Below are 21,171 nucleotides of genomic sequence, written 5' to 3' on the forward strand. Positions count from 1 at the left end.
ATAATCAGGCTCTGTGTCAGGAGGTAAAATATGAAAGTGTCCAAAGAGCAGGTTCGTGAAAACCGGTTGCGGGTCGTTGAAACCGCGTCAGCGCTTTTTCGCGAGCGTGGTTATGATGGAGTAGGCGTTGCAGAACTGATGTCAGCCGCAGGATTAACACATGGCGGGTTTTATAAGCATTTCGGGTCTAAAGCTGATCTGTTAGCCGAAGCGATGCGCTGCGGTTTTGCGCAATCCGCAGAAAAAACCCAGGGTGTGAGTCGCGAAACGTTTATCGAATACTATCTTTCCAGACAGCATCGCGATGATAGAGGAAAGGGATGTGTCATGTCGGCTCTGGGGACTGATGCAGCCCGTCAGTCTGAATCCATTCAGGAGACATTTGCGGCCGGGCTTGAACGGCAACTGGCTATTCTGGAATCAGAAAAAGCAACGCGCGCAGAACTGATCAATACCCTTGCGCATCTTGTGGGTGCGATAATGCTTTCGCGGGCCTGTCCGGACAACTCCGGGCTCGCTGACGAAATTCTGGACGTCTGCCGGACGCGTTTGCTTACGCCGGATGAAGATGAACATTGAGTCCCTATTTTTCCGCTCCACTGGTATGAAGCCACGACGCACTGACGGGAGTGTTCAGCTTGCTGGCGTGTAATTTATAGCAGCAGGCGTGCGAAATCAGGACCTCCTGTTCCGGATTTCGTACTGGCTGATGGATATAAACCTGCCGTCCATCTCCTGAACCAGCGACTCACGGTCAGCCGTTGTCGCGAAATCCAGGATACAGGCTCATTCCGCCATCGATAAATAGCGTTGTCCCATGAACGTAGTCAGATAAATCGCTGGCAAGCCAGACGACGGCATTCGCCACGTCTTCAGCTGCACCGATGCGCCCGTAAGGAATGAGTTTCAATAACTCTTTGCCTGCCTCGCCCTGCGTCGCTTCCTCGTTGATGGCCGTGGCAATAGCGCCGGGGGCCACGGAGTTAACGCGGATGCGATCTTCACCCACTTCCTGTGCCAGGCTTTTCATCAGCAAATCAACCCCGCCTTTTGACGCGGCATAGTTGACGTGTCCGGCCCAGGGAATAAGCTGATGAACCGAACTCATATGAATAATTTTTCCCACCGCGCGGCTGAGGTGAGGGCGGTGCTCCTGGCTGCGGAACTGTCGCAACGCAGCGCGCGCGCACAGGAACTGGCCGGTGAGGTTGACGTTAATAACGGTGTTCCAGTCCTCAAGCGTCATCTCAATGGAGGGCGCATCCTTCTGAAGCCCTGAGTTTGCGACCAGGATATCCAGTCTGCCAAATTCAGCAATCGTCTGGTCGAATAGGTTCTGTACCTCCGCTTCTTTCGATACATCTCCTTTAACTGCGATGGCACGTCCACCGTCTGCACGGATGTTTTCAACCAGTTTCTCTGCCGGTTCCGCCTGACTGTGGTAGTTAACCACCACACAGGCACCTTCTCTGGCGAGAGCTTCAGCACAGGCATAGCCGAGACCTGAGCTGGCGCCGGTGACCAGCGCAACCTGATTTTTGAGAGAAAAGATCATGAGGCTTCCTTAATTCAGTCAGTAATGGGCATCGTTAACCCGGCAGGCATCGTGCAGGATGGAATGGCGTTTGTTCGCTGACACGTTGACGTTCAGGCACTCAAACGCGGCTTAGCGGGTCAGCCGGATGCGATGCCTGGGCCTGAGTCACTGAATTATAGATGCGAAATTTAGGATTAGCAGCGATGACGGGCTTGACTGACGGGATCTTCGTTGCACAGGCTTTGCAGGAGCAGTGCCTGCGGGCAGGAAATGTGGATTCACCCTGGCAGGTTTTCTGGCGGGCAGGTCAATTGACTGCCCGATGCTCAGCTGAGTAACCGGGAGGCAATGCCCTGATGCCGCAGACAGCGGACGCCCGCTTAACCGGCGATGGCCGACCGGCAAAAGGGCCCGGCCTGAAACCGCCATCCTCAGCGAGGCCGGTGTCATCATCTATTCAGGCATTTTCTTAATAGGATAAGTCACGAGTGGTTTGATCTCCTTCAGCACAAACATGCTCTGCATCTCTTTGATGCCGGGTAACCGGCGTACCACGGACATGGCAAAATCGGCGTAGGAGTCGAGATCTGACGCCACCACCTGCAGGAGGAAGTCAGCATCGCCACCGATACTGTAGCAGGCCACCACATCCTCCAGCGCAGTCACTTCCTCTTCAAATTTTCGGGCCTCGGCTTCGCTGTGACTGTCAATGACGACCCGGATGAAAACCATCACGCCCAGACCAATTTTTTTGCGGTCAAGTACAGCACGGTAGCCCTGAATGACTTCATCTTCTTCCAGCTTGCGGACTTTGCGCCAGCACGGCGAGGCTGAAAGGCTTATTTTCTCTGCCAGCACCTGGTTCGTCACGCGCGCATCATCCTGCAGGATTTCAAGTATTTTCATATCTGTCGGGCTAAGGGCCATGCGGGAAAACTCCTTTCTACAGAGAGGCTTTAGAGGGTTATTTTTACCTAATTATCCGCATCGGGTAAATGATATAGGTAACAATTTTCTGCCCCGCTACGGCATAATACATTCATCTTTCTAATGAATATTATCAACGGAACAAGGAATGAACGGATCCTATGTTAATGCACATCGTCATGTTTACGCTGAAAAGTCCGTGGAGTTGGTCATCCCTGGAGACTATTGATGCAGAGAGAGCCACGCGTGCTCACCCGGATCATATTAATGAAATAAAAGGTTGGAGCTGTGGCAGGAATATCACCCGACGCGACATCGCAGCGGATTTTGTCGTAATTGGCCTGTTTGAGAACCGCGAAGATTTGAACGCCTATATTATCCACCCTGACCATCAGAAAGGCGTCGCCAAATGGAAATATATTGCGGACTGGAAGGTGGTTGATATTGAATTTCCCGGCGACTTTACATTAAACCGTGGTTTGCTCTCTGTACTGAATACGCTTTCGCACGCACATTAAGATCCATTCCAGAGAAGTGAGGAATTACGATGAAGTTCGACGCCAGTCAGCATCGCTGTACGATTATTATTGATAAAGATCTCCCGGCCGGTCTTGCCATGAACGCAGCAAGCGTTATCGGAATCAGTTTTGGACGCACGGTCGATAATCTCGTTGGACCTGATATGCAAAGCCTCGATGAAGTCAATTACCCCGGTGTTATTTACGCGCCTCTCCCGGTACTACTGGCTTCAGGTGATTATCTGCATGAATTACAGGCCAGTGCTGAAAGTGATGATGAGATGTATGTCATGCCATTCAGCGCACTGGCACAGTCGTGTAAAACCTATGAAGAGTATGGCGAAAGAATTTCGTCTGTGAAAAGCGAGAATATTGAGCTGGTCGCCATTGGCATTATCGGGCCTAAAAAGAAGCTGACCCGAATGACAGGGAATCTGCCGCTCTACAAATAAATCATCTTAAAGCGCGTTAAGCAGCCGATCGCATAGCGATCTCACCCTGCATGCCTGCCTGTTTTTATTTTAATTTATCCTGACTAAGGAAGAGAAGATGTACGCTATTTTTAAAGAACGAGTCATCGCGCAGGCGAAGGAGGTTTATTATCTGCATAGCGCCTTCCATGCGGGTAATATCAGCCTGAATGAGCTTGGTCTTCATCAGAATAATAAACTGCGAGAAGTGGTGAAATATGTTGCAGAGCATTCACCCTTTTATCGCGAGCATTTTAAAGGTTTAACGTCTTCCGATATTGAATCATTAACTACCGCTGGTCTCACGTCTCTTCCGTTCACGACTAAAGATGATCTGAGAATGCAAGGCGCAGCGCTGGCATCTGCCCCTCTTCATCAGAGCTGGATTTATTACGAAACGACAGGCACAACGGGGAAGCCGACGCCGTGCCCGCGTAATGAAACCGATTCGGTGCATAATAATACGCCTCTGATTATTCATTACCGTAATATCTTTGAGCAAATTGCGCCCCATCATGTGGTGGGCGTCATGGGGCCAACAGAACTTCATTCGACCGGGGATACCTTCGAGGATGTATTCCGCAGTCTGGGTTACAGCGTCGTCAAAATGTGGCCGCGTTCGCCCGTCGTGGGAATGAAGCGGGTAATGGCATTAATTACTGAACTGCAGATAACCGCACTGGTCTGTACGCCCGCCGTGGCGATTGCTGTAGCGCGTTTCATTAAAGATTCGGGCGGGGACCCATCGGCAACCAGCGTGAAGCTGATTCTTACCGTGGGTGAATTGACCACGCCACCTCTGTTAAGAAACATAGGTGAGATCTGGGGGGCAAAAGTCTATAGCTGTATGTATGCCTCACAGGAGTCTTCTATTCTTGCCGTGTGCGCACAGGATAGTCACCTCTACACCGTCCCGCTGAACAACTACTACGAGATTATCAACCCTTTCAGTGGCGCAGCCTGTGACATCACCACGGGACAGGGGGTAGGTGAGTTAGTCATCACGCATCTCTATAAGGGCCAGAAACCGCTAATCCGTTACCGTACCGGTGACATGGTACGGTCAACCTTGATGCCGGATGGCAGCCAGAAAATTGTGCCGATTGGTCGTGTTCGCGATGTCCTGACGCTCAACGGGCAGGCTTACTGTGCCTGGGACCTTGAAGCCGCGCTTCTTGAAAAACTGGAAGGCTGTCTGGATTACGCTATCCAGATTGACAACCGCGAAGGGAGAGATGTGCTCAACATCACGGTGGAGATGTTTAACCGGCAAGCCGATGTTTCTTCGTTACTCAGCAACGTCAAACGGCATATTGAACAGAACATTGCCGGTGTCAGCATTCACCTGATTGATGGCGAAACCAGTCGCGTAACCGGCACCTCTGCAATGGTGAGCTGGAAAGCGGCACGTATTCATGACCTGCGTCCGGCGGCAGATAACAGCGATCGTGACGCGGCACTTGCGCTGATTAATCGGGGATTTGAATGATGACAATCAGTGACGCTGATAAACGTGATGAAACCCGGTCGCCTCACCATCTATGGAGCTACCTCAACGGCGAGTTTATTACCGCCGATAGCGCGCTGTTACCGGTTACCACCCAGGCCTTCAATTATGGCACCGCTGTGTTCGAAGGTATTCGTGGTTACGCGCATCATGCTGATAACACCGTTAATGTGTTCCGTCTGGACGATCATATTAACCGGCTGATTCAGTCAGCCTTATTACTGCTGATTGATGATCTACCCGAACCTCAGGCGTTAAAGGCGTTAACGCTGGCGCTTCTGAAAAAAAATGATGTCGAAGACGACTGCTATATCCGACCGATAGCATATAAACGTCATCTTTTACCTGGCACCGGATTTGGCGTAAAGCTCTCCGGCGTCAGTAGCGGGCTTTCGGTTAATAGTCTGAATATGCGCGCCTATATAAAGCAGGGGGGGGTGAAGTGTACGGTTTCAGGCTGGCGTCGCATTGCCGATAATTCTATTCCCGCGCGGGCTAAAATTACCGGCAGCTACGTCAATTCGGCTCTGGCAATGGAGGCGGCTCATCGTGGCGGATATGATGACGCCATAATGCTTAACCACCACGGTTACGTTGCCGAAGCGACCACATCCAACGTGTTTATTGTGAAAAACAGGACGCTCATTACTCCGCCGGTTACCGCTCATATTCTGGAGGGTATTACCCGCAGCACCGTCATTGAACTGGCTACAACCTGCCTTGATCTGCGTGTCGAGCAACGGGATATATTGCCTTCAGAACTCCTGACGGCGGACGAATGTTTTTTAACAGGCACGGGCGTCGAAATATCGCCTGTCATTCAGATCGACCATCGCAAGCTGAATAGCATGGATGAGAAAAGTATTTCCCTGTCTGTTAAAGGTCTGTATGAAAAGTTAGTCCGCGGTCAGTTAACTGCCTTTAATCACTGGCTGACCCCTGTCTGTTAATTCATTAATTTAGGTAAAAAGATGCGCCATCATTTTATGGATATGGGCTTAACGCATGTTGTGAATTATCCCATTCATACTTTAGGCCCTTCAGGAACAAGCAGCGAATATGCCTCACAATTTTTCCATCGCTGGATGGGTGATCATTATTCTGACAGCTCTCATACGATTCATCTTGATGACTCCTATGAACTGGCAAGAAAAAATATTGATGAAGAGAACGGGTTATTAATTGTCGCCAATGCGTACCCTAAAATTAACGATTTTTATATGGACACCCGTCTGAAACTCTTAGCAACATTCCTTTATGACACGCCTCTTTATGGGCTGGTTGCTAACAGGGTTTTACCGGACAGGCCTTTGACGGTTGCCTCTCATCCGGCGCCTGTTCCATTGATTGCCGAATTACTCCCGGCCGGATTACGTATTGCAAAGATTGTTGAGATGTCTTCTACCAGCGCGGCAGCACAGGCGGTGGCCTGCGGTGAAGTGGATATTGCGTTAACAACAGAAATTGCCGCCAGACTGCATAACCTTAATTTTATTTCGCGCACCCGCCCGATACATATGCTCTGGTCTGTTTTCGCATCAACGATTCGTAAAGGATAAAAAATGACAATGTTTAAAATGCACACACTTGAAAGTGCACCCGCTGCCAGCCGCCCTTTGCTGCAAAGCTCCATTGACGGTTTCGGCTGGATTCCCTGGCAAAGTGCGTTCATGGCAGAGTCGCCCGCACTGCTCGCTTCTTACCAGTTCGCCCATGACGCCTTCTCTCAGTGCTCGCTGACAGAAGAGGAGCGGGCCGTTGTCTGGATCACCACAGGGCTGCTCAATCAGTGCGCCTATACGGTTCAGGCGCATAGCTGGATTGCGCAGCATAAAGGTGTATCGGCCGACATCCTGAGCAGGCTGACTGAGCAACCTGAAGCCCTGCCGGCGAAGCTGGCTGCGTTATACCACTTTACCCGCGACGTTGCTCTGGCTCAGGGTCAGATATCGCACAACGCGGTTAAGGCGCTTCTGGCTGCAGGGTACAGCCAGCAAAATGCGCTGGATGTGGTGCTTGGGGTCGCCCAGAAAACCATGTCAACGCTGCTTAACAGCATGGCAGATACCCAAATCGAACCGCATTTTCAGACCTTTTCGTCGCGATAACCACGGACATTCACCATGCAATTTATCCATCGTGAGCAGGTTGAGCAGATTTTATCGTCTGCGACATGCCTGCAGTTGAGCCGGGAGGCGTTTACCCTGATGAGCAGGGGCAAAGTTAAACAGACTTTGCGGAGTGTTATCGCTTCTGAGCAGGGTTCCCTGATGGGCACCATGCCCGCTTACATTGAGGATGGCCCCTATGCGGGATTCGGGCTCAAAACAGTCAGAGTCGATTTCAATCATCACAATCAGTCTACGTCCCATGAGGGGTGTATCCTGCTTTACGATGCCACTGATGAGGGCGATATCGTGCTGGTTGATGCCGCGTCTGTGACAGAATTACGCACAGCCGCCGCATCTGCACTGGCTACGGACCTGCTTGCTCACCAGAACGCAAGCCATCTGGCAATCCTGGGAACAGGGGTTCAGGCGCGAAAACATGTTCAGATGATCATGGCCGTTCGTGCAATCACGTATATCTCAGTCTGGGGAAGAAGCCGGGCTGGCGCGGCGCAGTTTGCAGCGTGGTGCCAGCACTATTCCGGGCTGCCCGTTACGGTTGCGGAAACGCCTGCTCAGGCCATCGCTCAGGCGGATATCATTTGTACGGTGACAGCGGCAAAAGCACCGTTTCTTCGCGCCAGCGATCTGCCTGCGCGCTGTCATATCAATGCCGTGGGGGCGTCTGCCCCCGGCTTTCAGGAAGTGGCGCCAGATATCTACACGGCGGTCAATCTGTATTTGGATTCCAGAGAGGCCGTCTGGAACGCCTCCTCCTGCCTACTTAAGGCAAAACAGCAAGGATTATTACTTCAGGACGCTTCAGGCACGGAAATAGGCACCCTGCTGACCTCAGGCGATCGTCCTGACCTCCCTGTGTCACAGAGAACGCTGTTTAAGTCCGTGGGGCTTGCCGTGCAGGATCTGGTTTTTGCCCGGGCTATCGTCGCCGGAAGCCGGTCCGCTATGAACAATACGCTGAAATAACTTTTCGCCCTCTCTTTCGACAGGAATCACTATGTCAGGAACTGCTCAGATACTCTCTTACATGGCTGCATTGGGACTCGCGGCCGCCATTCCGGGGCCGGGGATGACCGCATTAGTCGCCCGTAGCGTCAGTGGCGGTCTGATGACCGGCTTTACGATGCTGGCTGGCCTCATTCTTGGGGATTTGATCTATTTATCGATTGCCGTCTTTGGTCTGGCGGTAATCGCGCACAACTACACCTCCATTTTTACGCTGATTAACTGGGCTGCTTCACTCTATTTATGCGTGCTGGCATGGCAGTTCTGGTGCCACCAGCCGCAGGCGATAAACATCAATCAGAAAGCGACAAAACGGGAACTGGCATCGGCGTGGTTTTCCGGGCTGACGATTACGCTGGGCAATCCGAAGACCATCGCTTTCTATATGGCGATATTACCTCTGGTGATCTCGCTGGATAATGTCTCGTTGCAGATGTGGGGGGGAATGCTGGTGCCACTAACCGTATTTGTCCTGCTCTGTATTGGCGCAGTTTTCATTCTGGCGGCGCTCAGAATACGCCACCTCCTCACCAGCGAAAAAGCGCAACGACGCCTTTTCCGATCGGCCGGTTTCATTATGATGCTGGCCGCGGCAGGCATGGTCATTAAGACGCTGTAAAATCCGGTGGCTCCGCCTGCCGGCAGGGGCGGACTGGCACGTCTGTCCGGGATTGGCGGCAGTTGCGAACCCGACGGTCAGCGGCAGGGGCGGTAAGACGTGCGGCTGACCTGTCGCCTTGATATCAGCTTGATCGCTTAACGCCACGCCGGTGGCCGTCAGGCTGCAGGGGGGGCTAGGCTGCACAGCCTGAATGCTGCGGGAAACGGACAGCAGCTTGCGGCTGCGGGATAACACATAGTTAACGCTGCACGGTTTCTCTGGCCGCTGCCAGCGCAGCAGCTGGAGGGTGATAAGCCCCGCAGCAGTTCACCGACTCACCCTCATGGAAGTTAACCGTCCTCCGCAGGCCTGCGTTACTTAACCTCTGCTTCCCTTTCGCGACGATCAGCGTCCCTCCTGACGATTACCGTTAATCAGCGCCAGAGATTCCCCGCTGCCTGCTCATTTACGGCATGCCCGTCACATAAACTAAAACTGCCTCATACTTTTCTGTGACAAATAACACAACCTGATTACATCTTCCGGCGGAGATGATTTTTTATCGTGATAATAGTTTTACTGAGTACATTGATGTTGTACTGAGTACAACAAGGCACTTTGCGCTTAGCGCGTTAAGTGATGAAAAAATTGTGAGGATCATCATGTCTGAAAAACAGCACATCACGACTTTCTCTGCCGATATTGAGCAGCAGACCGTTAAGAAGGTGGTCTGGCGCATTTTGCCCTTCCTGATTATTTGTTATCTGATTGCCATTATCGATCGCGGCAACATTGGTATGGCTTCGTTACAGATGAACGAAGATTTAGGACTGTCGAAAGCGGTATTTGGTTTTGCGAGCAGTCTGTTTTTCGTCGGTTACTTCCTGTTCGAGGTTCCCAGCAACCTCGCCATGCAGAAAATAGGCGCAAAAATCTGGATCTCCCGCATTATGGTGTCGTGGGGCATCATCTCGGTTTGTACCGCCTTTGTAGAGAGCGCCAATACCCTCTATGTACTGCGCTTTCTACTGGGGGCCGCGGAGGCAGGATTTTTCCCGGGCGTGATTCTGTATCTGACATACTGGATCCCCGGTAAGTACCGTGCCCGCGTGATTGCGACTTTCATGGTGGCTATTCCTGCAGCGAATTTTGTTGGATCGCCAATTTCTGGTCTGATTCTGTCACTGGATGGCTGGCTGGGCATGCGTGGCTGGCACTGGCTATTCATCCTGGAAGGCATTCCTGCGGTGATTCTGGGGATTGCGGCCTTCTTCGTATTAAGCAATCGTCCCACCAGTGCCAGCTGGTTAAATGAGGAACAAAAAGCGTGGCTGAACAGCACCCTTGAAGCTGAAAATGCGAAGAAGAAAGCCATTGGTCACATCTCTCTCTGGCAATTGCTGCGTCACAAACATATCTGGGTAATGGCGCTGATCTATGCAGGTGCGTCTGCGGCAGGCTCAACGCTAAGCGTCTGGTCTCCGCAACTGCTTAAATCGTTTGGTCTGGATAACCTGACCACCGGTTTGATCAATGCAATTCCATATGGTCTGGCATCGGTTCTTATGATTGTCTGGGGCAGAAGTTCTGACCGCAGCGGCGAGCGTCGCTGGCACACCGCGTTAACGCTGTTTCTGATTGCGGGTGGTTTGCTGTCCGCCTTCATCACCAATAGTCTGACCGGAAGCGTTGTCATCCTGTCGTTGGTTCTGATCGGCGCGTATTCGATGAAAGGGCCTTTCTGGGCACTGGCATCGGGGTGGATGTCATCCACTACTGCTGCTGCGGGCCTTGCTGCAATCGGCGCGGTGGCCAATCTGATTGGGGGAGGACTGATGGTTAACGTTTACGGCATTATTAATCAGGCGACCGGCAGTCATACTCTTGCCATGGTACCACTGGCTATCCTCTGCGGTGCTGGAGGTATCGCTGTGCTGGTCATGGGCCGTAAAAAAGAGTCGGCGATTAACGTTGAGAATAACGCTTCGCCAGTCGGCAAATAATCTCACCAGGCCAGCAGACATTAATCAAAATGTCTGCTGGTCACACCGCCCGGCTTTTTATCCTCGTAACTAACGCGCCGCTTGCTGCAGACACCTCAACCAGTGAGAACTGCCTGATAGCCTCAACGCTAAAGTGCATGATGAAACCAGCAACACAATACTGCTGCACATCCTTCTGGCGGGTTTTAAAAAGTCTGAGAGAAGTGCACATGAACCTGCGCTGAAACGACGACAAAACGATCTGACACTCATCCTCGTCCAGAAAGAGATCAGTAACAATCTGACAAGAAAATTCCTTTCCTCATCTCTACTGACTTAAACAATCTCAGGCTAGTTTATCCAATTAAAATGGATATACGGAGCCGCTAAACGTGTTTACATCCTCTCTGAATCATTCAGCATGCGGGCTTATAGTTATATTGACGTTAGGGCTGGCAGTTTCCATACCCAATGCGAACGCGGTTAACGCTGAAGAAAACCAGCAGATTAACGGTCTTGTCAGAGAGCCACTCATGCTACCTGTGACTTTACCAGAGGGTAAGCCAGCACTCCTGGAAGCTTTCGTGACGCGACCCGCCGGAGATAAACGCTGGCCTGTTGCCCTTATCACCCAAGGCACGGCGGAGACGGCTGAGTTCGATCGGCTGGAAATGAACCCGAACTGGATGTCAGGAATGGCACTGGCATTCGCCCGGCACGGCTATGCGGCGGTGGTCGTTATGCGTGAAGGTTACGGGTATTCAAGCGGCGGTGCTGAATATACCGGCAGTACCTGTGTTGAGCCGCGGCATGATCTTGCCGGAAAACGGGATGCTGAAGACCTGCTGGGAGCGCTCAACGCTATCAGGCATGAGCCCTGGGCATCCCATCATTCAGCCATTCTCGCCGGGATGTCAGCGGGGGGTTTTGGCGTCCTGGCCACGGGGGCCCGCCAGCCAAAAGGGGTTCAGGCAATCATCAACTTTGACGGCGGGCGGGGTGCCGGAAAGGGTGGGTCGTTGTGTGACAGAGCCGGGTTACTTAAAAGCTTTGCTTCCATGGGCGCCACTTCGCGCATTCCTTCGCTTTGGCTCTATTCGCAAAACGACACATTATTCCCGCCTTTCACCGGCATCTCTTTTTTCCATTCTTATACTTCAGCAGGTGGTCTCGCCAGCTTTATCGTGATGCCACCTTATGATACTAACGGTCATACTTTTATAGAATCCGCACCTGAAGATTTCTGGTGGCATCCTGTCGCTGAATTTCTTCAGAAACAGCGGTTGGCATACAAGGCGATAGTGGCGACACGCATTGAAAGACTGCCTCTGCCGCAGACTCTCAATAGCGCCTCAGGAACCTTAGCATTCAGAAAATATGAATCTGCACAGCTTTATGAAAAAGCATTTGCTACCGATGTCAGAGGTGATTGGGGAGTGTCTTACCGGGCGCGCACAACGGAAGATGCTGCTGCGAGGGCGCTTAGCAACTGTCAGATGCATGAGCATACCGCGAATGTGAAGTGCAGGATTTATGCTGTCAATAACACCCTCATGCCGTGATAAAATTAAATGGGTCAGTAACGTGATTCCTCGGGTGGAATGAACGTCTCTGCATATTGCGGTGTATTCTCATTAATCAGGTTTACGGGAAGGGTGTACGGCTTAATAAGGACACCTTCCCATGACCGGGATGTTTAATTGTTAAAAAGGAATAGGTGTGGAAGTAACTGCAGAACTGTGTCCTCCAGAGGAATGGGAATCAATGGTGAACATTTTTACTGAAATGGAAGAATATTATTACGGTAAAGGAATTATTCATGAGTCACTGTTGAAAAACTATCTTCATACTCAACTGTTCAGCACACTCTCTGGCACACAGGTTATCAGGGCGCGCTGTGGTACCCACATCGTTGGGCTGGCCTGTTGCACTATTCTTTATCCTTCTCCACGGTATAGCGGTGAGTTTCACATCAAAGAACTTTTCGTCTCTCAACATGAGAGAGGCAAAGGGATTGGTAAATCACTCATGCAGTTTATGGCGCAACTTGCCCTTAAGCAGGCGTGTCTCAGCCTGAGCTGGAACGCGGAAAAATCCAACCATCGGGCAAACCGTTTTTACCAGTCACTTGGCGGAAAGATCAACGACAGTATCGTGAGTTATTCTCTGCAGGGTGACTCCCTGAGAACACTGGCTACTGAAGATTAATCAGATCCTCACAACGCTGACCTGAAGAGAAGATAATCGATAGCACGCTTTCATGAGTTGTCAGCCGTTTTCAGGGAGGTCAGCACGATCGCCACGGGTTGATGGATGCGAAATCACAAGAAATTCCACCGGAAACCCGGTGTCATTTCTGGCCTGATGCTTTGCTCCCGGAGGGATTTCGAGTCCTTGCTGAGCCTTGATGTCATGTTTCTCACCCTCTGACTCCATGGCAAGAACACCACTGAGTACAAAGAAAAATTGTCTTGAGACGGCGTGCCAGTGACGTTTTTCAGACGTGCCTGGCGGCATCTTTTCATGAATGACCAGCATGTCCTGACGATTTAACAGATTCCAGCCGTCGCATTCTTCACCCCATACATAGTGCTCTGCGTTTTCCTTAGAAATCATCCTTATCGTCCTTTTAGCTGAATCTAATGAGTGCCTTCAGTATGAGATACAGCACTGAGTGAGTCATGTCTAATCTTTGACACTCAGAATTACGCTGCTGGACTTCCTTCCTTAAGCGTTACCGCCAGAACATCCAGAATGTTACGTGCTGCAACAGTGCCCATCTTCACGTAAGAGTTATCACTGACGCCGCCGATGTGTGGCGACAGAATTACGTTCTCAACATTCTGCCAGATATGTGGTGCCGTGAGGGGTTCTGAGTGGAAACTGTCCAGTGCGGCCCAGGCCACGGTGCCATTCTTCAGCGCCGCGCTCAGCGCGTCATCATCAATGAGTCCGCCGCGTGCGGTGTTCACCAGAATGGCGCCTTTTTTAAACAACGCCAGTTTCTCAGCGTTAATCATCTGGCGCGTCTGTTCGGTGAGCGGGCAGTGCAGCGAAATGACGTCAGACTGTTGCAGCAAATCGTCAAGTGAGGAGGACTCACACTCATCAGGGAAGGTTTTGGCAAAAGGATCATAGGCGAGAACCTTCATGCCAAAAGCCCGGCCAATGCGGGCAACGCGACCACCAATTGCGCCCAGCCCCACCAGTCCCAGTGTTCTGCCTTCCAGATCAATGGACTTATGGGTGGATTTATCCCAGTATCCGTGACGCATACGCTGATCCAGCGTTATCACCGATTTGGCGCAGGCCAGAATCAGCGCCCAGGTATGCTCGGCCACGGCCGCTGCGTTGGCACCCGGCGCGGACTGGACACTGATATGGCGTTCTGCCGCTGCTTTTTGATCAATAACGTCAATGCCGCTGCCATGTTTGGAAATCACCCGCAGGGCAGGTGCGGCATCCATGATGCGGGCGTTGATTTTACCGTAGCGGACGATAATCCCCACAGGGTTATGCTGCTGGCAGAGCTGGAACAGCGTGTCTTCGTCAGGTTGGTTGCCAGCATAAACGATGCGGAATTCAGTCAGCAGATTCAGCGCCTGCGGTGCCAGATCGTTGCCGGTCACCAGAATGACGGAAGATGATGTTGTCATCACAGTGTCTCCCCCTCGTGCAGCATGCCTGCGATTTGAAGCGATTTCTCTAACCAGGGTGCGCGCAGGTCGCCATCACGAATGGCTGCAATGCGGCCGGTCTCAAAATCCAGTTTTTTCTGTGCCAGTTCGAGCAGCTCGGGAACGGCTTCACGCGGCAGAACCACGACGCCATCAATATCACCAATGACAAGATCGCCTGGCTGAATGGCTGCGCCCGCCACAGAAACAGGGAAGTTAACGCGTCCCGCAACAGATTTAGTCGGGCCGCAGGGATTCAAGCCTGCAGAGAAAACCGGGAATCCGTTTGCGCTCAGTGAATCGGCATCACGCACCGCACCATCAATAATGATTCCGGCGATACCAGAAGCTTCAGCCTGAGTGGACATAATTTCCCCGATTAAGGCACAGCTGATATCGCCTTTGCCATCGACAACAATCACATCACCTGGCTGAGCAATTGCCAGTGCGGCGTGAATGGCGAGGTTATCGCCTGGCCTGACTTCAACGGTAATTGCCGGTCCGGCGACTTTCATCGTCGGGGAGACAGGTTTAACGCGACCATGCAGCGTTCCACGTCGTCCGGCAACATCAGCGAGTATCGCTGCCTGATACTGCGCAGCCTGTTTTACGAGCTCTGGCGCGACACGGACAATATCGCGATTGATAAAGGTATTCTCTGCATTAGGCATAAATCATTCCTCGTTTGTTTTACCAGGTGCAATCAAGTTGTACAATATAAAACAACTATATCTATGTTAATTCCGATCGCACCAGTGTTAAGCGTTCATTTGTGATGTAAATACGATGTGAATCACAAATTGCGCGGTAAACTGCCTGCCGTCGCACACAGGAGGACGTACCGATGGGGAATGAAGGCGTAATTGCCGTAGAAAAAGCGCTGGCGCTGCTGGATTGTTTCAAACCTGGCGAGGAGTCGCTGACGCTTACCGCCCTGGCGCAGCTGTCGGGCTACCATAAAACGACGGTTTATCGCCTGATGAACTCACTTGAGCGCATGAACTATGTGATTCGCCGCGACAATGGCGTTTACACTCTGGGGCCCAGACTGCTTTATCTGGGCAAGCTCTATGAGCAGTCCTTCCATCTGGCGAGTATTGTTCAGCCTGAACTGCATGCACTGGCGACCGCGACGGGCGAAAGTGCCTCATGGTATGTGATGGAAAATGAGCAACGACTCTGCCTTTTCAGAGCCGAGCCGTCGGAAGGTTTACGCGAAACGCGCCTGCCGGGCACCTTTCTGCCGCTGGATAATTCTGCTATCGGACAGGTGCTTCGCTACTGGGGTCTGAATGAACCTCTGTTTGACACTGCGCCTATGCTTCCCCTGTTCACGTCAGGTATACGCGATCCGCATATCGCGGCGTTCTCAGTACCGGTGTTTGGCGAAGGTGACAAACTGATTGCGGCGCTGGCACTGACCGGGCCCGCATCACGCCTGACGCAGACAACGTGTGACGGAGGATTGGGTAAACTGATGAAAGAGGTGGCCAGCAGGCTTTCGATTAAATCAGGCGCGCACAAAGTGATGTGCGATAACTTTTATAAAATTTAGCGGTCAGCTTAACCCGCCTGCAGCGAGGCTTTTATACACGGATTTAACCTACCGGCGTTAAAAGCCTCGCTCTTCTCATGAAAAAATCCCCACTTCCCCACCTCAACATGAATTTCCTTCATGTTCGTTGAAATTTAATCACTTTTTTTCAACCCGGCGTTGAGGCATAAAGTAAGAATTGTTAATAACTTTGAGTCATATGAATGCTTGTAAAGGGATAGCAACGCTGGATAAACCCTTAAAACAACCATTCATCTCAGCGACCAGGATACCCGATAGCGATGAACAATTTAGCCTTTACCCTCAAGCGCATTCGTTTCGACGAAAACTATAATCCTTCGAAAAATACGCGGGCGACGACTAACTTCGCTAATTTAGCGCGCGGCGAAAAACGTCAGGAAAATCTGCACAACGCCCTGGCGATGATCGACAATCGTTTTAACGCGCTGGCGCACTGGGACAATCCTAAAAGCGATCGCTATTCTGTTGAACTTGAGATTATTTCTGCTGAGCTGAATCTTCGCCCGGAAAGTTCCGACGAGCTGTTCCCGGCGATTGAAATTCTTAAAACGCACATCGTGGATCATCAAACCGGTCAGCGCATTGAAGGGATTGTCGGCAATAACTTCTCATCCTATGTGCGTGATTATGATTTCAGTGTCGTGCTTGCAGAGCACAATAAAGGCCAGTCAGAATTCAGTCTGCCGGATGATTTTGGTCAGCTGCACGGCAATATTTTTAAAAGCTTTGTCAACTCAGCGGCCTATAAAGAGAGCTTCAGTAAATCGCCGGTTATCTGCCTGAGCGTGTCGAGCAAAAACACCTACGTGCGCAACGGTAACCATCATCCGGTACTGGGCATCGAATATCAGCAGGATGCGCCTTCCCTGACTGACGTTTACTTCGGAAAAATGGGTCTGAAAGTGCGCTTCTTCATGCCGCAGGGCAGTGTTGCGCCGCTGGCCTTCTACTTCCATGGTGACCTGCTTAGCGATTACACCAATCTTGAGCTGATCAGCACCATCAGTACGATGGAAACGTTCCAGAAAATCTATCGCCCGGAAATTTATAACGCCAATTCTGCAGCCGGACAGTGCTATCAGCCCACGCTGCAGCATCAGGATTATTCATTAACCCGCATTGTTTACGATCGCGAAGAGCGCAGCCGACTGGCCGTCGAGCAGGGCAGGTTTACTGAGGCGCATTTCATCAAGCCTAATCAGACACTTCTTGCACAATGGTCTGCTGAATTCGTTCTTTGATTAATTAAAACCAGAAGGTCACCTGCTATGAAAACCTTATTACCGACATCCACCGCGGGCAGCCTGCCTAAACCTTCATGGATTGCGCAGCCAGAGGTGCTCTGGTCACCCTGGAAATTGCAGGATGATGAGTTAGTTGACGGCAAAAGAGATGCGCTGCGTCTGTGTCTGGACGATCAGGTTCGTGCCGGTATTGATATCGTCAGTGATGGCGAGCAAACCCGTCAGCACTTCGTGACGACGTTTATTGAGCACCTCAGCGGTGTGGATTTTGAAAAGCGCGAAGTGGTCCGCATCCGTAATCGTTACGACGCGAGCGTCCCGACCGTGGTGGGTGAAGTCTCACGTCAGAAGCCTGTGTTTGTTGAAGATGCGAAAATCCTGCGCAAACTGACCGATCGTCCTATTAAGTGGGCGTTGCCGGGGCCGATGACGATGATCGATACCCTGTATGACAATCACTACAAAAGTCGTGAAAAGCTGGCCTGGGAATTCGCAAAAATCCTGAATCAGGAAGCCAAAGAGTTAGAAGCAGCAGGCGTGGATATCATTCAGTTTGATGAGCCTGCGTTTAACGTCTTCTTCGATGAGGTGAATGACTGGGGTATTGCTGCGTTAGAGCGTGCCATCGAAGGTCTGAAATGCGAAACCGCCGTTCATATCTGTTATGGCTACGGCATTAAGGCGAATACCGACTGGAAGAAAACGCTGGGTACAGAGTGGCGTCAGTATGAAGAGGTATTCCCAAAACTTCAGCGTTCGGCTATCGATATCGTTTCACTGGAGTGTCAGAACTCGCGCGTTCCGATGGACCTGATCGAGCTGATTCGCGGTAAAAAAGTCATGGTCGGTGCTATCGACGTGGCAACCCATGAAATTGAGACACCTGAAGCAGTGGCAAACACGCTGCGCAAGGCGCTGCAGTTTGTGGATGCTGAAAATCTCTATCCTTCTACCAACTGCGGCATGATCCCGCTGCCGCGTCAGGTGGCCAATGGCAAACTGCATGCGTTGAGTGCCGGCGCAGAGATTGTCCGCAGAGAGATTCTGGGAAAATAAACTTTTCCTGAGCAGGCTCAGTCCGGCTGGCGATTCGCTAGTGAGAAACCAAAAGCCGGACTGAGTAGTATTCCCTGTGCTGGGAGTGGGTTTGCACAGGGATACGTGTCAGCATTAAAATTACGCTACTACCTATCTTCTGCACCTTCTCTTTTCCCGCCAGCCTCATCGTTAAAATATCTTCTGCCCTGATCCCTTACTCATATCGTCATGTTATATCTGTTGTTAAAGCTGATATTGTCAGTCAATCATCAGGTAAAAGGATCGAAGATGAATACAATATTTGAGTGGCGCCATAACCATTATCTGATCAGTACCGACAAGAAAAAAATCAGACCAAAAGGCTAACCGGGAGAACTATATCTGGACGATGACGCGGCCTGATATCTATGCCGGGAATAATCGTTAAATAACCACGGCTAAACAGCGATAATCCGTTCAGATACAGCGCGGTGTAAATCCATCATCAAGCATGGATGTCTGCCAATAAACGGATCAGACTGGCCGCAGGACGATCACAGCGTATCGACACGCCTTGCTGGTGCTATTTCTGAAGACACAATCAGCTGGATCGCCCAGTTCCAGACAGTCGCCAGACGCCATTTCATACGTGCTGGAGCCGGCTTCGAAGGTCAATGACCCTTCCAGTACCCATATAAGCTGACGTCTCGAAATATACGAGATAGCGGGCATCGGCACAGCGGTATTGGCGGGCAGTTCGACACTGACCAGATCGACCGGCATCTCACCCGGTGAAACGTGCCGACGCAAATAGCCGGTTTCAGGATCCTGCCATACCGGCTGATTTTCGTGCCTGACCAGCGTTCCTGTCTGAACTTCGGTCTGGGCCAGAAGCTGCGAGATGCTCATGTCAAAAGAGCCCGAAAGCCGCGCTAACAGCACTGCCGTCGGGCTGCTCTCTCCACGCTCAATTTTGTGGATCATCGCCCGCGATACACCGGAGTGACCTGCAAGGTCAGTCAGTGACCAGCCGCGCTTTTCTCTTTCCTCTTTAACCTTTAATCCGATCCGGATATTCAGGCTATCTTCTTTACTGGACATTTCATCTAACATAATGGATAACTATCATTGTGTACAATTCATCTACTTTAGTGAATGGGCAAAGGGGTGTCTACCATGATTATTCGTGCGGCTATTGAAAGTGATGCTGATGTGATTGCTGAGATTTATAACGATGCGGTGCTTAACACCACGGCTATCTGGAATGAAAGCAGGGTAGATGTCGCGAACCGCATCGCATGGATACACAGTCGTCAGCAGGCGGGTTTTCCTGTGATAGTGGCAACGGACAACGATGAAAGCGTGCTGGGATATGCCTCATTCGGTGACTGGCGGCCCTGGGATGGATATCGCCACACCGTTGAACACTCTGTTTATGTTCATAATCACGCGCGGGGACAAGGCATAGGTGATGCCCTGATGCGGACGTTAATTCAGCTTGCCTGTAAGAGCAAAAAGCACGTGATGGTGGCGGGCATTGAATCGGAAAATGTAGCGTCAATCACACTGCATAAAAAGCTGGGCTTCACGGAGGCGGGCACCATGAAAGAAGTCGGCAATAAATTCGGGCGCTGGCTGGATCTGACATTTATGCAGTTGCGTCTGGATGACCGCAAACATCCATGACTATCACTGCCTGAACGTTAACGCGCGCATGCGGTGGCGGACATCCTTTGGAGGCTGGACGACATCGTGTGAATGAATTGTAAATTCATACACCAGCCGATATAACAGACGGATAACCACGCATCACCGAGGCAATGATGGCGCTTTCACACGAGTTAGTCCTGATCTTCACCACCTATCTTGTCGCCACGGCCAGTCCCGGGCCGAGCAATATGGCCATAATGGGCACGGCAATGAAAAAGGGCAGAGGTGCCGCACTGGCGCTGGCGGCGGGTGTCGTGAGTGGTTCAATGATCTGGGCGCTGCTTGCCGCCTGCGGTGTGCTGACCGTGCTGGCAACCTTCGCCCAGTTACTGATTGTGTTAAAAATCGGCGGTGGCTTGTATCTGCTCTGGCTGGCCTTTAAAGCGGGCAAATCAGCATTACGTCGCACGGAAGCCAGTGACTTTACCGCCAGCGATGATCGTGTAGCTTATGGCAGGCTTTTCCGGCAGGGGATCCTGATGCATATCGGTAATCCTAAAGCGATTCTCACCTGGGTAGCCATTATGTCATTTGCACTGAAGCCAGAGGGGATGGCGTCAACGCTACCTATTGTTATCTGCGGCTGTGCGGCCATTTGTATGCTTGTCTTCGGTGGATATGCTCTGCTGTTCTCAACTGCCGTCATGAGCGCCTTTTACCGTCGGATTCGTCGGGAACTCGATGCGCTGTTAGCCTGCTGCTTTGGTCTGGCAGGGTTAAAACTGATATTCAGCCGCAACTCGTGACCTTCAATGATGAGTGATAGAATTTTGCTTCTGGCTTAAAACCTGAAATGATCGGGTAATTTCAGAATCCCCACTTACAAGGCAAAAAAATGCAAGGCGCATGTCTCTGCGGAACCGTGACTTTTGAACTATCGATTACACCCAGGCACTTTTATCGGTGCCACTGTTCACTCTGCAGAAAGCAAAGCGGAACCGGCTACAATCTTGCAACGCTGGTGAATGAGACAGACTTTAGCTGGCTATCCGGTGAAAGCCAGCTCGCTTCCTGGCGTAAACCGACCGGTTATCGCAACGATTTTTGTTCCAGCTGTGGTTCGACCGTACCTAACGCGCTGCGTGACAGGCCTTATATCTGGATCCCGGTGGGTTTACTCAATGAACCTGCCGATATGCAGTGCATCGGAGACTACTGTACCGATGACGCGATGCCCTGGGACACAACCCGTTCAGAGACAAATCATGCCGGGCCTGTTGAGTCGCTGAATGCACTATTGGCGAGCTTAACGTTACTGGATTAATAACAGC

The 21,171-nt window shown here is 51.3% G+C and carries 24 protein-coding genes; 18 read left to right on the forward strand and 6 right to left on the reverse strand.

Annotated features, from left to right (window positions below):
* Positions 1-30: 30 nt before the first annotated feature.
* Positions 31-579 carry a TetR/AcrR family transcriptional regulator gene (locus EE896_RS20270; RefSeq protein ID WP_003851633.1) on the forward strand — a complete coding sequence of 183 codons (549 nt, stop codon included), beginning with the start codon at positions 31-33 and terminating at the stop codon, positions 577-579.
* A gap of 175 nt (positions 580-754) precedes the next feature.
* On the opposite strand, the gene EE896_RS20275 is transcribed toward EE896_RS20270, so the two are convergent.
* Both EE896_RS20275 and EE896_RS20280 read right to left on the reverse strand, forming a co-directional pair.
* Positions 755-1,555, reverse strand: coding sequence for an SDR family oxidoreductase (locus EE896_RS20275; RefSeq protein ID WP_008924768.1), 801 nt, complete (start codon positions 1,553-1,555; stop codon positions 755-757).
* A 435-nt stretch (positions 1,556-1,990) separates the two neighbouring features.
* A complete protein-coding gene (locus EE896_RS20280; RefSeq protein WP_003851630.1) occupies positions 1,991-2,464 on the reverse strand; it encodes an Lrp/AsnC family transcriptional regulator in 474 nt (157 codons plus the stop codon).
* 161 nt (positions 2,465-2,625) lie between these two features.
* Between EE896_RS20280 and EE896_RS20285 the strand changes: the two genes are divergently transcribed.
* The 11 genes from EE896_RS20285 (at position 2,626) to EE896_RS20335 (ending at position 12,884) form a co-directional block, all read left to right on the forward strand.
* The gene (locus EE896_RS20285) at positions 2,626-2,982 is read left to right on the forward strand and encodes a Dabb family protein (RefSeq protein WP_003851627.1); all 357 of its coding nucleotides are present in this window, start codon (positions 2,626-2,628) and stop codon (positions 2,980-2,982) included.
* A 29-nt stretch (positions 2,983-3,011) separates the two neighbouring features.
* Positions 3,012-3,434, forward strand: a complete 423-nt coding sequence (locus tag EE896_RS20290; protein WP_003851626.1) for a DUF2000 domain-containing protein — start codon at positions 3,012-3,014, stop codon at positions 3,432-3,434.
* Positions 3,435-3,531: 97 nt separating this feature from the next.
* The gene (locus tag EE896_RS20295; protein ID WP_140915953.1) at positions 3,532-4,941 is read left to right on the forward strand and encodes a phenylacetate--CoA ligase family protein; all 1,410 of its coding nucleotides are present in this window, start codon (positions 3,532-3,534) and stop codon (positions 4,939-4,941) included.
* Positions 4,938-5,909, forward strand: coding sequence for a branched-chain amino acid transaminase (locus EE896_RS20300; RefSeq protein WP_003851622.1), 972 nt, complete (start codon positions 4,938-4,940; stop codon positions 5,907-5,909). Before EE896_RS20295 ends, EE896_RS20300 begins: the two co-directional genes overlap by 4 nt.
* 21 nt (positions 5,910-5,930) lie before the next feature.
* Positions 5,931-6,518, forward strand: coding sequence for a type 2 periplasmic-binding domain-containing protein (locus tag EE896_RS20305; RefSeq protein WP_003851620.1), 588 nt, complete (start codon positions 5,931-5,933; stop codon positions 6,516-6,518).
* Between the two features lie 3 nt (positions 6,519-6,521).
* Entirely contained in the window at positions 6,522-7,067 is a 546-nt protein-coding gene (locus EE896_RS20310; protein ID WP_003851618.1) for a carboxymuconolactone decarboxylase family protein, read from the forward strand.
* A 15-nt stretch (positions 7,068-7,082) separates the two neighbouring features.
* Positions 7,083-8,054, forward strand: coding sequence for an ornithine cyclodeaminase family protein (locus EE896_RS20315; protein WP_003851617.1), 972 nt, complete (start codon positions 7,083-7,085; stop codon positions 8,052-8,054).
* A 31-nt stretch (positions 8,055-8,085) separates the two neighbouring features.
* Entirely contained in the window at positions 8,086-8,712 is a 627-nt protein-coding gene (locus EE896_RS20320) for a LysE family translocator (protein ID WP_003851614.1), read from the forward strand.
* 644 nt (positions 8,713-9,356) lie between these two features.
* Positions 9,357-10,697, forward strand: coding sequence for an MFS transporter (locus EE896_RS20325; RefSeq protein WP_003851611.1), 1,341 nt, complete (start codon positions 9,357-9,359; stop codon positions 10,695-10,697).
* A 371-nt stretch (positions 10,698-11,068) separates the two neighbouring features.
* Positions 11,069-12,238, forward strand: a complete 1,170-nt coding sequence (locus EE896_RS20330) for an alpha/beta hydrolase family protein (protein ID WP_140915952.1) — start codon at positions 11,069-11,071, stop codon at positions 12,236-12,238.
* Positions 12,239-12,440: 202 nt separating this feature from the next.
* Positions 12,441-12,884 (forward strand): GNAT family N-acetyltransferase, encoded by a 444-nt coding sequence (locus tag EE896_RS20335; RefSeq protein WP_105099671.1) that lies wholly within the window; start codon positions 12,441-12,443, stop codon positions 12,882-12,884.
* A gap of 60 nt (positions 12,885-12,944) precedes the next feature.
* On the opposite strand, the gene EE896_RS20340 is transcribed toward EE896_RS20335, so the two are convergent.
* The 3 genes from EE896_RS20340 to EE896_RS20350 all read right to left on the reverse strand — a co-directional run bounded on the left by EE896_RS20340 (position 12,945) and on the right by EE896_RS20350 (position 15,024).
* Positions 12,945-13,292, reverse strand: coding sequence for a cupin domain-containing protein (locus EE896_RS20340; RefSeq protein WP_140915951.1), 348 nt, complete (start codon positions 13,290-13,292; stop codon positions 12,945-12,947).
* A gap of 89 nt (positions 13,293-13,381) precedes the next feature.
* Complete coding sequence (locus EE896_RS20345) at positions 13,382-14,332, reverse strand: hydroxyacid dehydrogenase (RefSeq protein WP_140915950.1); 951 nt, start codon at positions 14,330-14,332, stop codon at positions 13,382-13,384.
* Entirely contained in the window at positions 14,332-15,024 is a 693-nt protein-coding gene (locus tag EE896_RS20350) for an RraA family protein (RefSeq protein WP_105099674.1), read from the reverse strand. The genes EE896_RS20345 and EE896_RS20350 overlap by 1 nt, the downstream gene beginning before the upstream one ends.
* Before the next feature lie 173 nt (positions 15,025-15,197).
* Between EE896_RS20350 and EE896_RS20355 the strand changes: the two genes are divergently transcribed.
* The 3 genes from EE896_RS20355 to EE896_RS20365 all read left to right on the forward strand — a co-directional run bounded on the left by EE896_RS20355 (position 15,198) and on the right by EE896_RS20365 (position 18,229).
* The gene (locus EE896_RS20355; RefSeq protein WP_008924761.1) at positions 15,198-15,908 is read left to right on the forward strand and encodes an IclR family transcriptional regulator; all 711 of its coding nucleotides are present in this window, start codon (positions 15,198-15,200) and stop codon (positions 15,906-15,908) included.
* A 281-nt stretch (positions 15,909-16,189) separates the two neighbouring features.
* Entirely contained in the window at positions 16,190-17,170 is a 981-nt protein-coding gene (locus EE896_RS20360; protein ID WP_140033832.1) for a DUF1852 domain-containing protein, read from the forward strand.
* Between the two features lie 27 nt (positions 17,171-17,197).
* Complete coding sequence (locus EE896_RS20365) at positions 17,198-18,229, forward strand: methionine synthase (protein WP_003851594.1); 1,032 nt, start codon at positions 17,198-17,200, stop codon at positions 18,227-18,229.
* A gap of 495 nt (positions 18,230-18,724) precedes the next feature.
* On the opposite strand, the gene EE896_RS20370 is transcribed toward EE896_RS20365, so the two are convergent.
* A complete protein-coding gene (locus EE896_RS20370; protein WP_039661367.1) occupies positions 18,725-19,303 on the reverse strand; it encodes an XRE family transcriptional regulator in 579 nt (192 codons plus the stop codon).
* A gap of 63 nt (positions 19,304-19,366) precedes the next feature.
* On the opposite strand from EE896_RS20370, the gene EE896_RS20375 reads away from it, so the two are divergent.
* From EE896_RS20375 to EE896_RS20385, 3 genes are all read left to right on the forward strand, one after another.
* Positions 19,367-19,876 (forward strand): GNAT family N-acetyltransferase, encoded by a 510-nt coding sequence (locus tag EE896_RS20375; protein ID WP_008924758.1) that lies wholly within the window; start codon positions 19,367-19,369, stop codon positions 19,874-19,876.
* A 137-nt stretch (positions 19,877-20,013) separates the two neighbouring features.
* Entirely contained in the window at positions 20,014-20,646 is a 633-nt protein-coding gene (locus tag EE896_RS20380; protein ID WP_140915968.1) for a LysE family translocator, read from the forward strand.
* A gap of 89 nt (positions 20,647-20,735) precedes the next feature.
* A complete protein-coding gene (locus EE896_RS20385; protein ID WP_105099677.1) occupies positions 20,736-21,164 on the forward strand; it encodes a GFA family protein in 429 nt (142 codons plus the stop codon).
* Positions 21,165-21,171 lie beyond the last annotated feature (7 nt).

The sequence above is a fragment of the Pantoea eucalypti genome (assembly GCF_009646115.1).
GTDB lineage: Bacteria > Pseudomonadota > Gammaproteobacteria > Enterobacterales > Enterobacteriaceae > Pantoea > Pantoea eucalypti.

Bases quoted from the DNA above. Each gene is read 5' to 3' on its own strand.
- EE896_RS20320 (WP_003851614.1), top strand. From the start codon at position 8,086: ATGTCAGGAACTGCTCAGATACTCTCTTACATGGCTGCATTGGGACTC.
- EE896_RS20350 (WP_105099674.1), bottom strand. From the start codon at position 15,024: ATGCCTAATGCAGAGAATACCTTTATCAATCGCGATATTGTCCGTGTC.
- EE896_RS20270 (WP_003851633.1), top strand. From the start codon at position 31: ATGAAAGTGTCCAAAGAGCAGGTTCGTGAAAACCGGTTGCGGGTCGTT.
- EE896_RS20335 (WP_105099671.1), top strand. From the start codon at position 12,441: ATGGTGAACATTTTTACTGAAATGGAAGAATATTATTACGGTAAAGGA.
- EE896_RS20355 (WP_008924761.1), top strand. From the start codon at position 15,198: ATGGGGAATGAAGGCGTAATTGCCGTAGAAAAAGCGCTGGCGCTGCTG.
- EE896_RS20370 (WP_039661367.1), bottom strand. From the start codon at position 19,303: ATGTTAGATGAAATGTCCAGTAAAGAAGATAGCCTGAATATCCGGATC.
- EE896_RS20385 (WP_105099677.1), top strand. From the start codon at position 20,736: ATGCAAGGCGCATGTCTCTGCGGAACCGTGACTTTTGAACTATCGATT.
- EE896_RS20345 (WP_140915950.1), bottom strand. From the start codon at position 14,332: ATGACAACATCATCTTCCGTCATTCTGGTGACCGGCAACGATCTGGCA.
- EE896_RS20365 (WP_003851594.1), top strand. From the start codon at position 17,198: ATGAAAACCTTATTACCGACATCCACCGCGGGCAGCCTGCCTAAACCT.
- EE896_RS20305 (WP_003851620.1), top strand. From the start codon at position 5,931: ATGCGCCATCATTTTATGGATATGGGCTTAACGCATGTTGTGAATTAT.
- EE896_RS20310 (WP_003851618.1), top strand. From the start codon at position 6,522: ATGACAATGTTTAAAATGCACACACTTGAAAGTGCACCCGCTGCCAGC.
- EE896_RS20300 (WP_003851622.1), top strand. From the start codon at position 4,938: ATGATGACAATCAGTGACGCTGATAAACGTGATGAAACCCGGTCGCCT.
- EE896_RS20340 (WP_140915951.1), bottom strand. From the start codon at position 13,292: ATGATTTCTAAGGAAAACGCAGAGCACTATGTATGGGGTGAAGAATGC.
- EE896_RS20290 (WP_003851626.1), top strand. From the start codon at position 3,012: ATGAAGTTCGACGCCAGTCAGCATCGCTGTACGATTATTATTGATAAA.
- EE896_RS20285 (WP_003851627.1), top strand. From the start codon at position 2,626: ATGTTAATGCACATCGTCATGTTTACGCTGAAAAGTCCGTGGAGTTGG.
- EE896_RS20315 (WP_003851617.1), top strand. From the start codon at position 7,083: ATGCAATTTATCCATCGTGAGCAGGTTGAGCAGATTTTATCGTCTGCG.
- EE896_RS20375 (WP_008924758.1), top strand. From the start codon at position 19,367: ATGATTATTCGTGCGGCTATTGAAAGTGATGCTGATGTGATTGCTGAG.
- EE896_RS20325 (WP_003851611.1), top strand. From the start codon at position 9,357: ATGTCTGAAAAACAGCACATCACGACTTTCTCTGCCGATATTGAGCAG.
- EE896_RS20380 (WP_140915968.1), top strand. From the start codon at position 20,014: ATGGCGCTTTCACACGAGTTAGTCCTGATCTTCACCACCTATCTTGTC.
- EE896_RS20275 (WP_008924768.1), bottom strand. From the start codon at position 1,555: ATGATCTTTTCTCTCAAAAATCAGGTTGCGCTGGTCACCGGCGCCAGC.
- EE896_RS20295 (WP_140915953.1), top strand. From the start codon at position 3,532: ATGTACGCTATTTTTAAAGAACGAGTCATCGCGCAGGCGAAGGAGGTT.
- EE896_RS20280 (WP_003851630.1), bottom strand. From the start codon at position 2,464: ATGGCCCTTAGCCCGACAGATATGAAAATACTTGAAATCCTGCAGGAT.
- EE896_RS20360 (WP_140033832.1), top strand. From the start codon at position 16,190: ATGAACAATTTAGCCTTTACCCTCAAGCGCATTCGTTTCGACGAAAAC.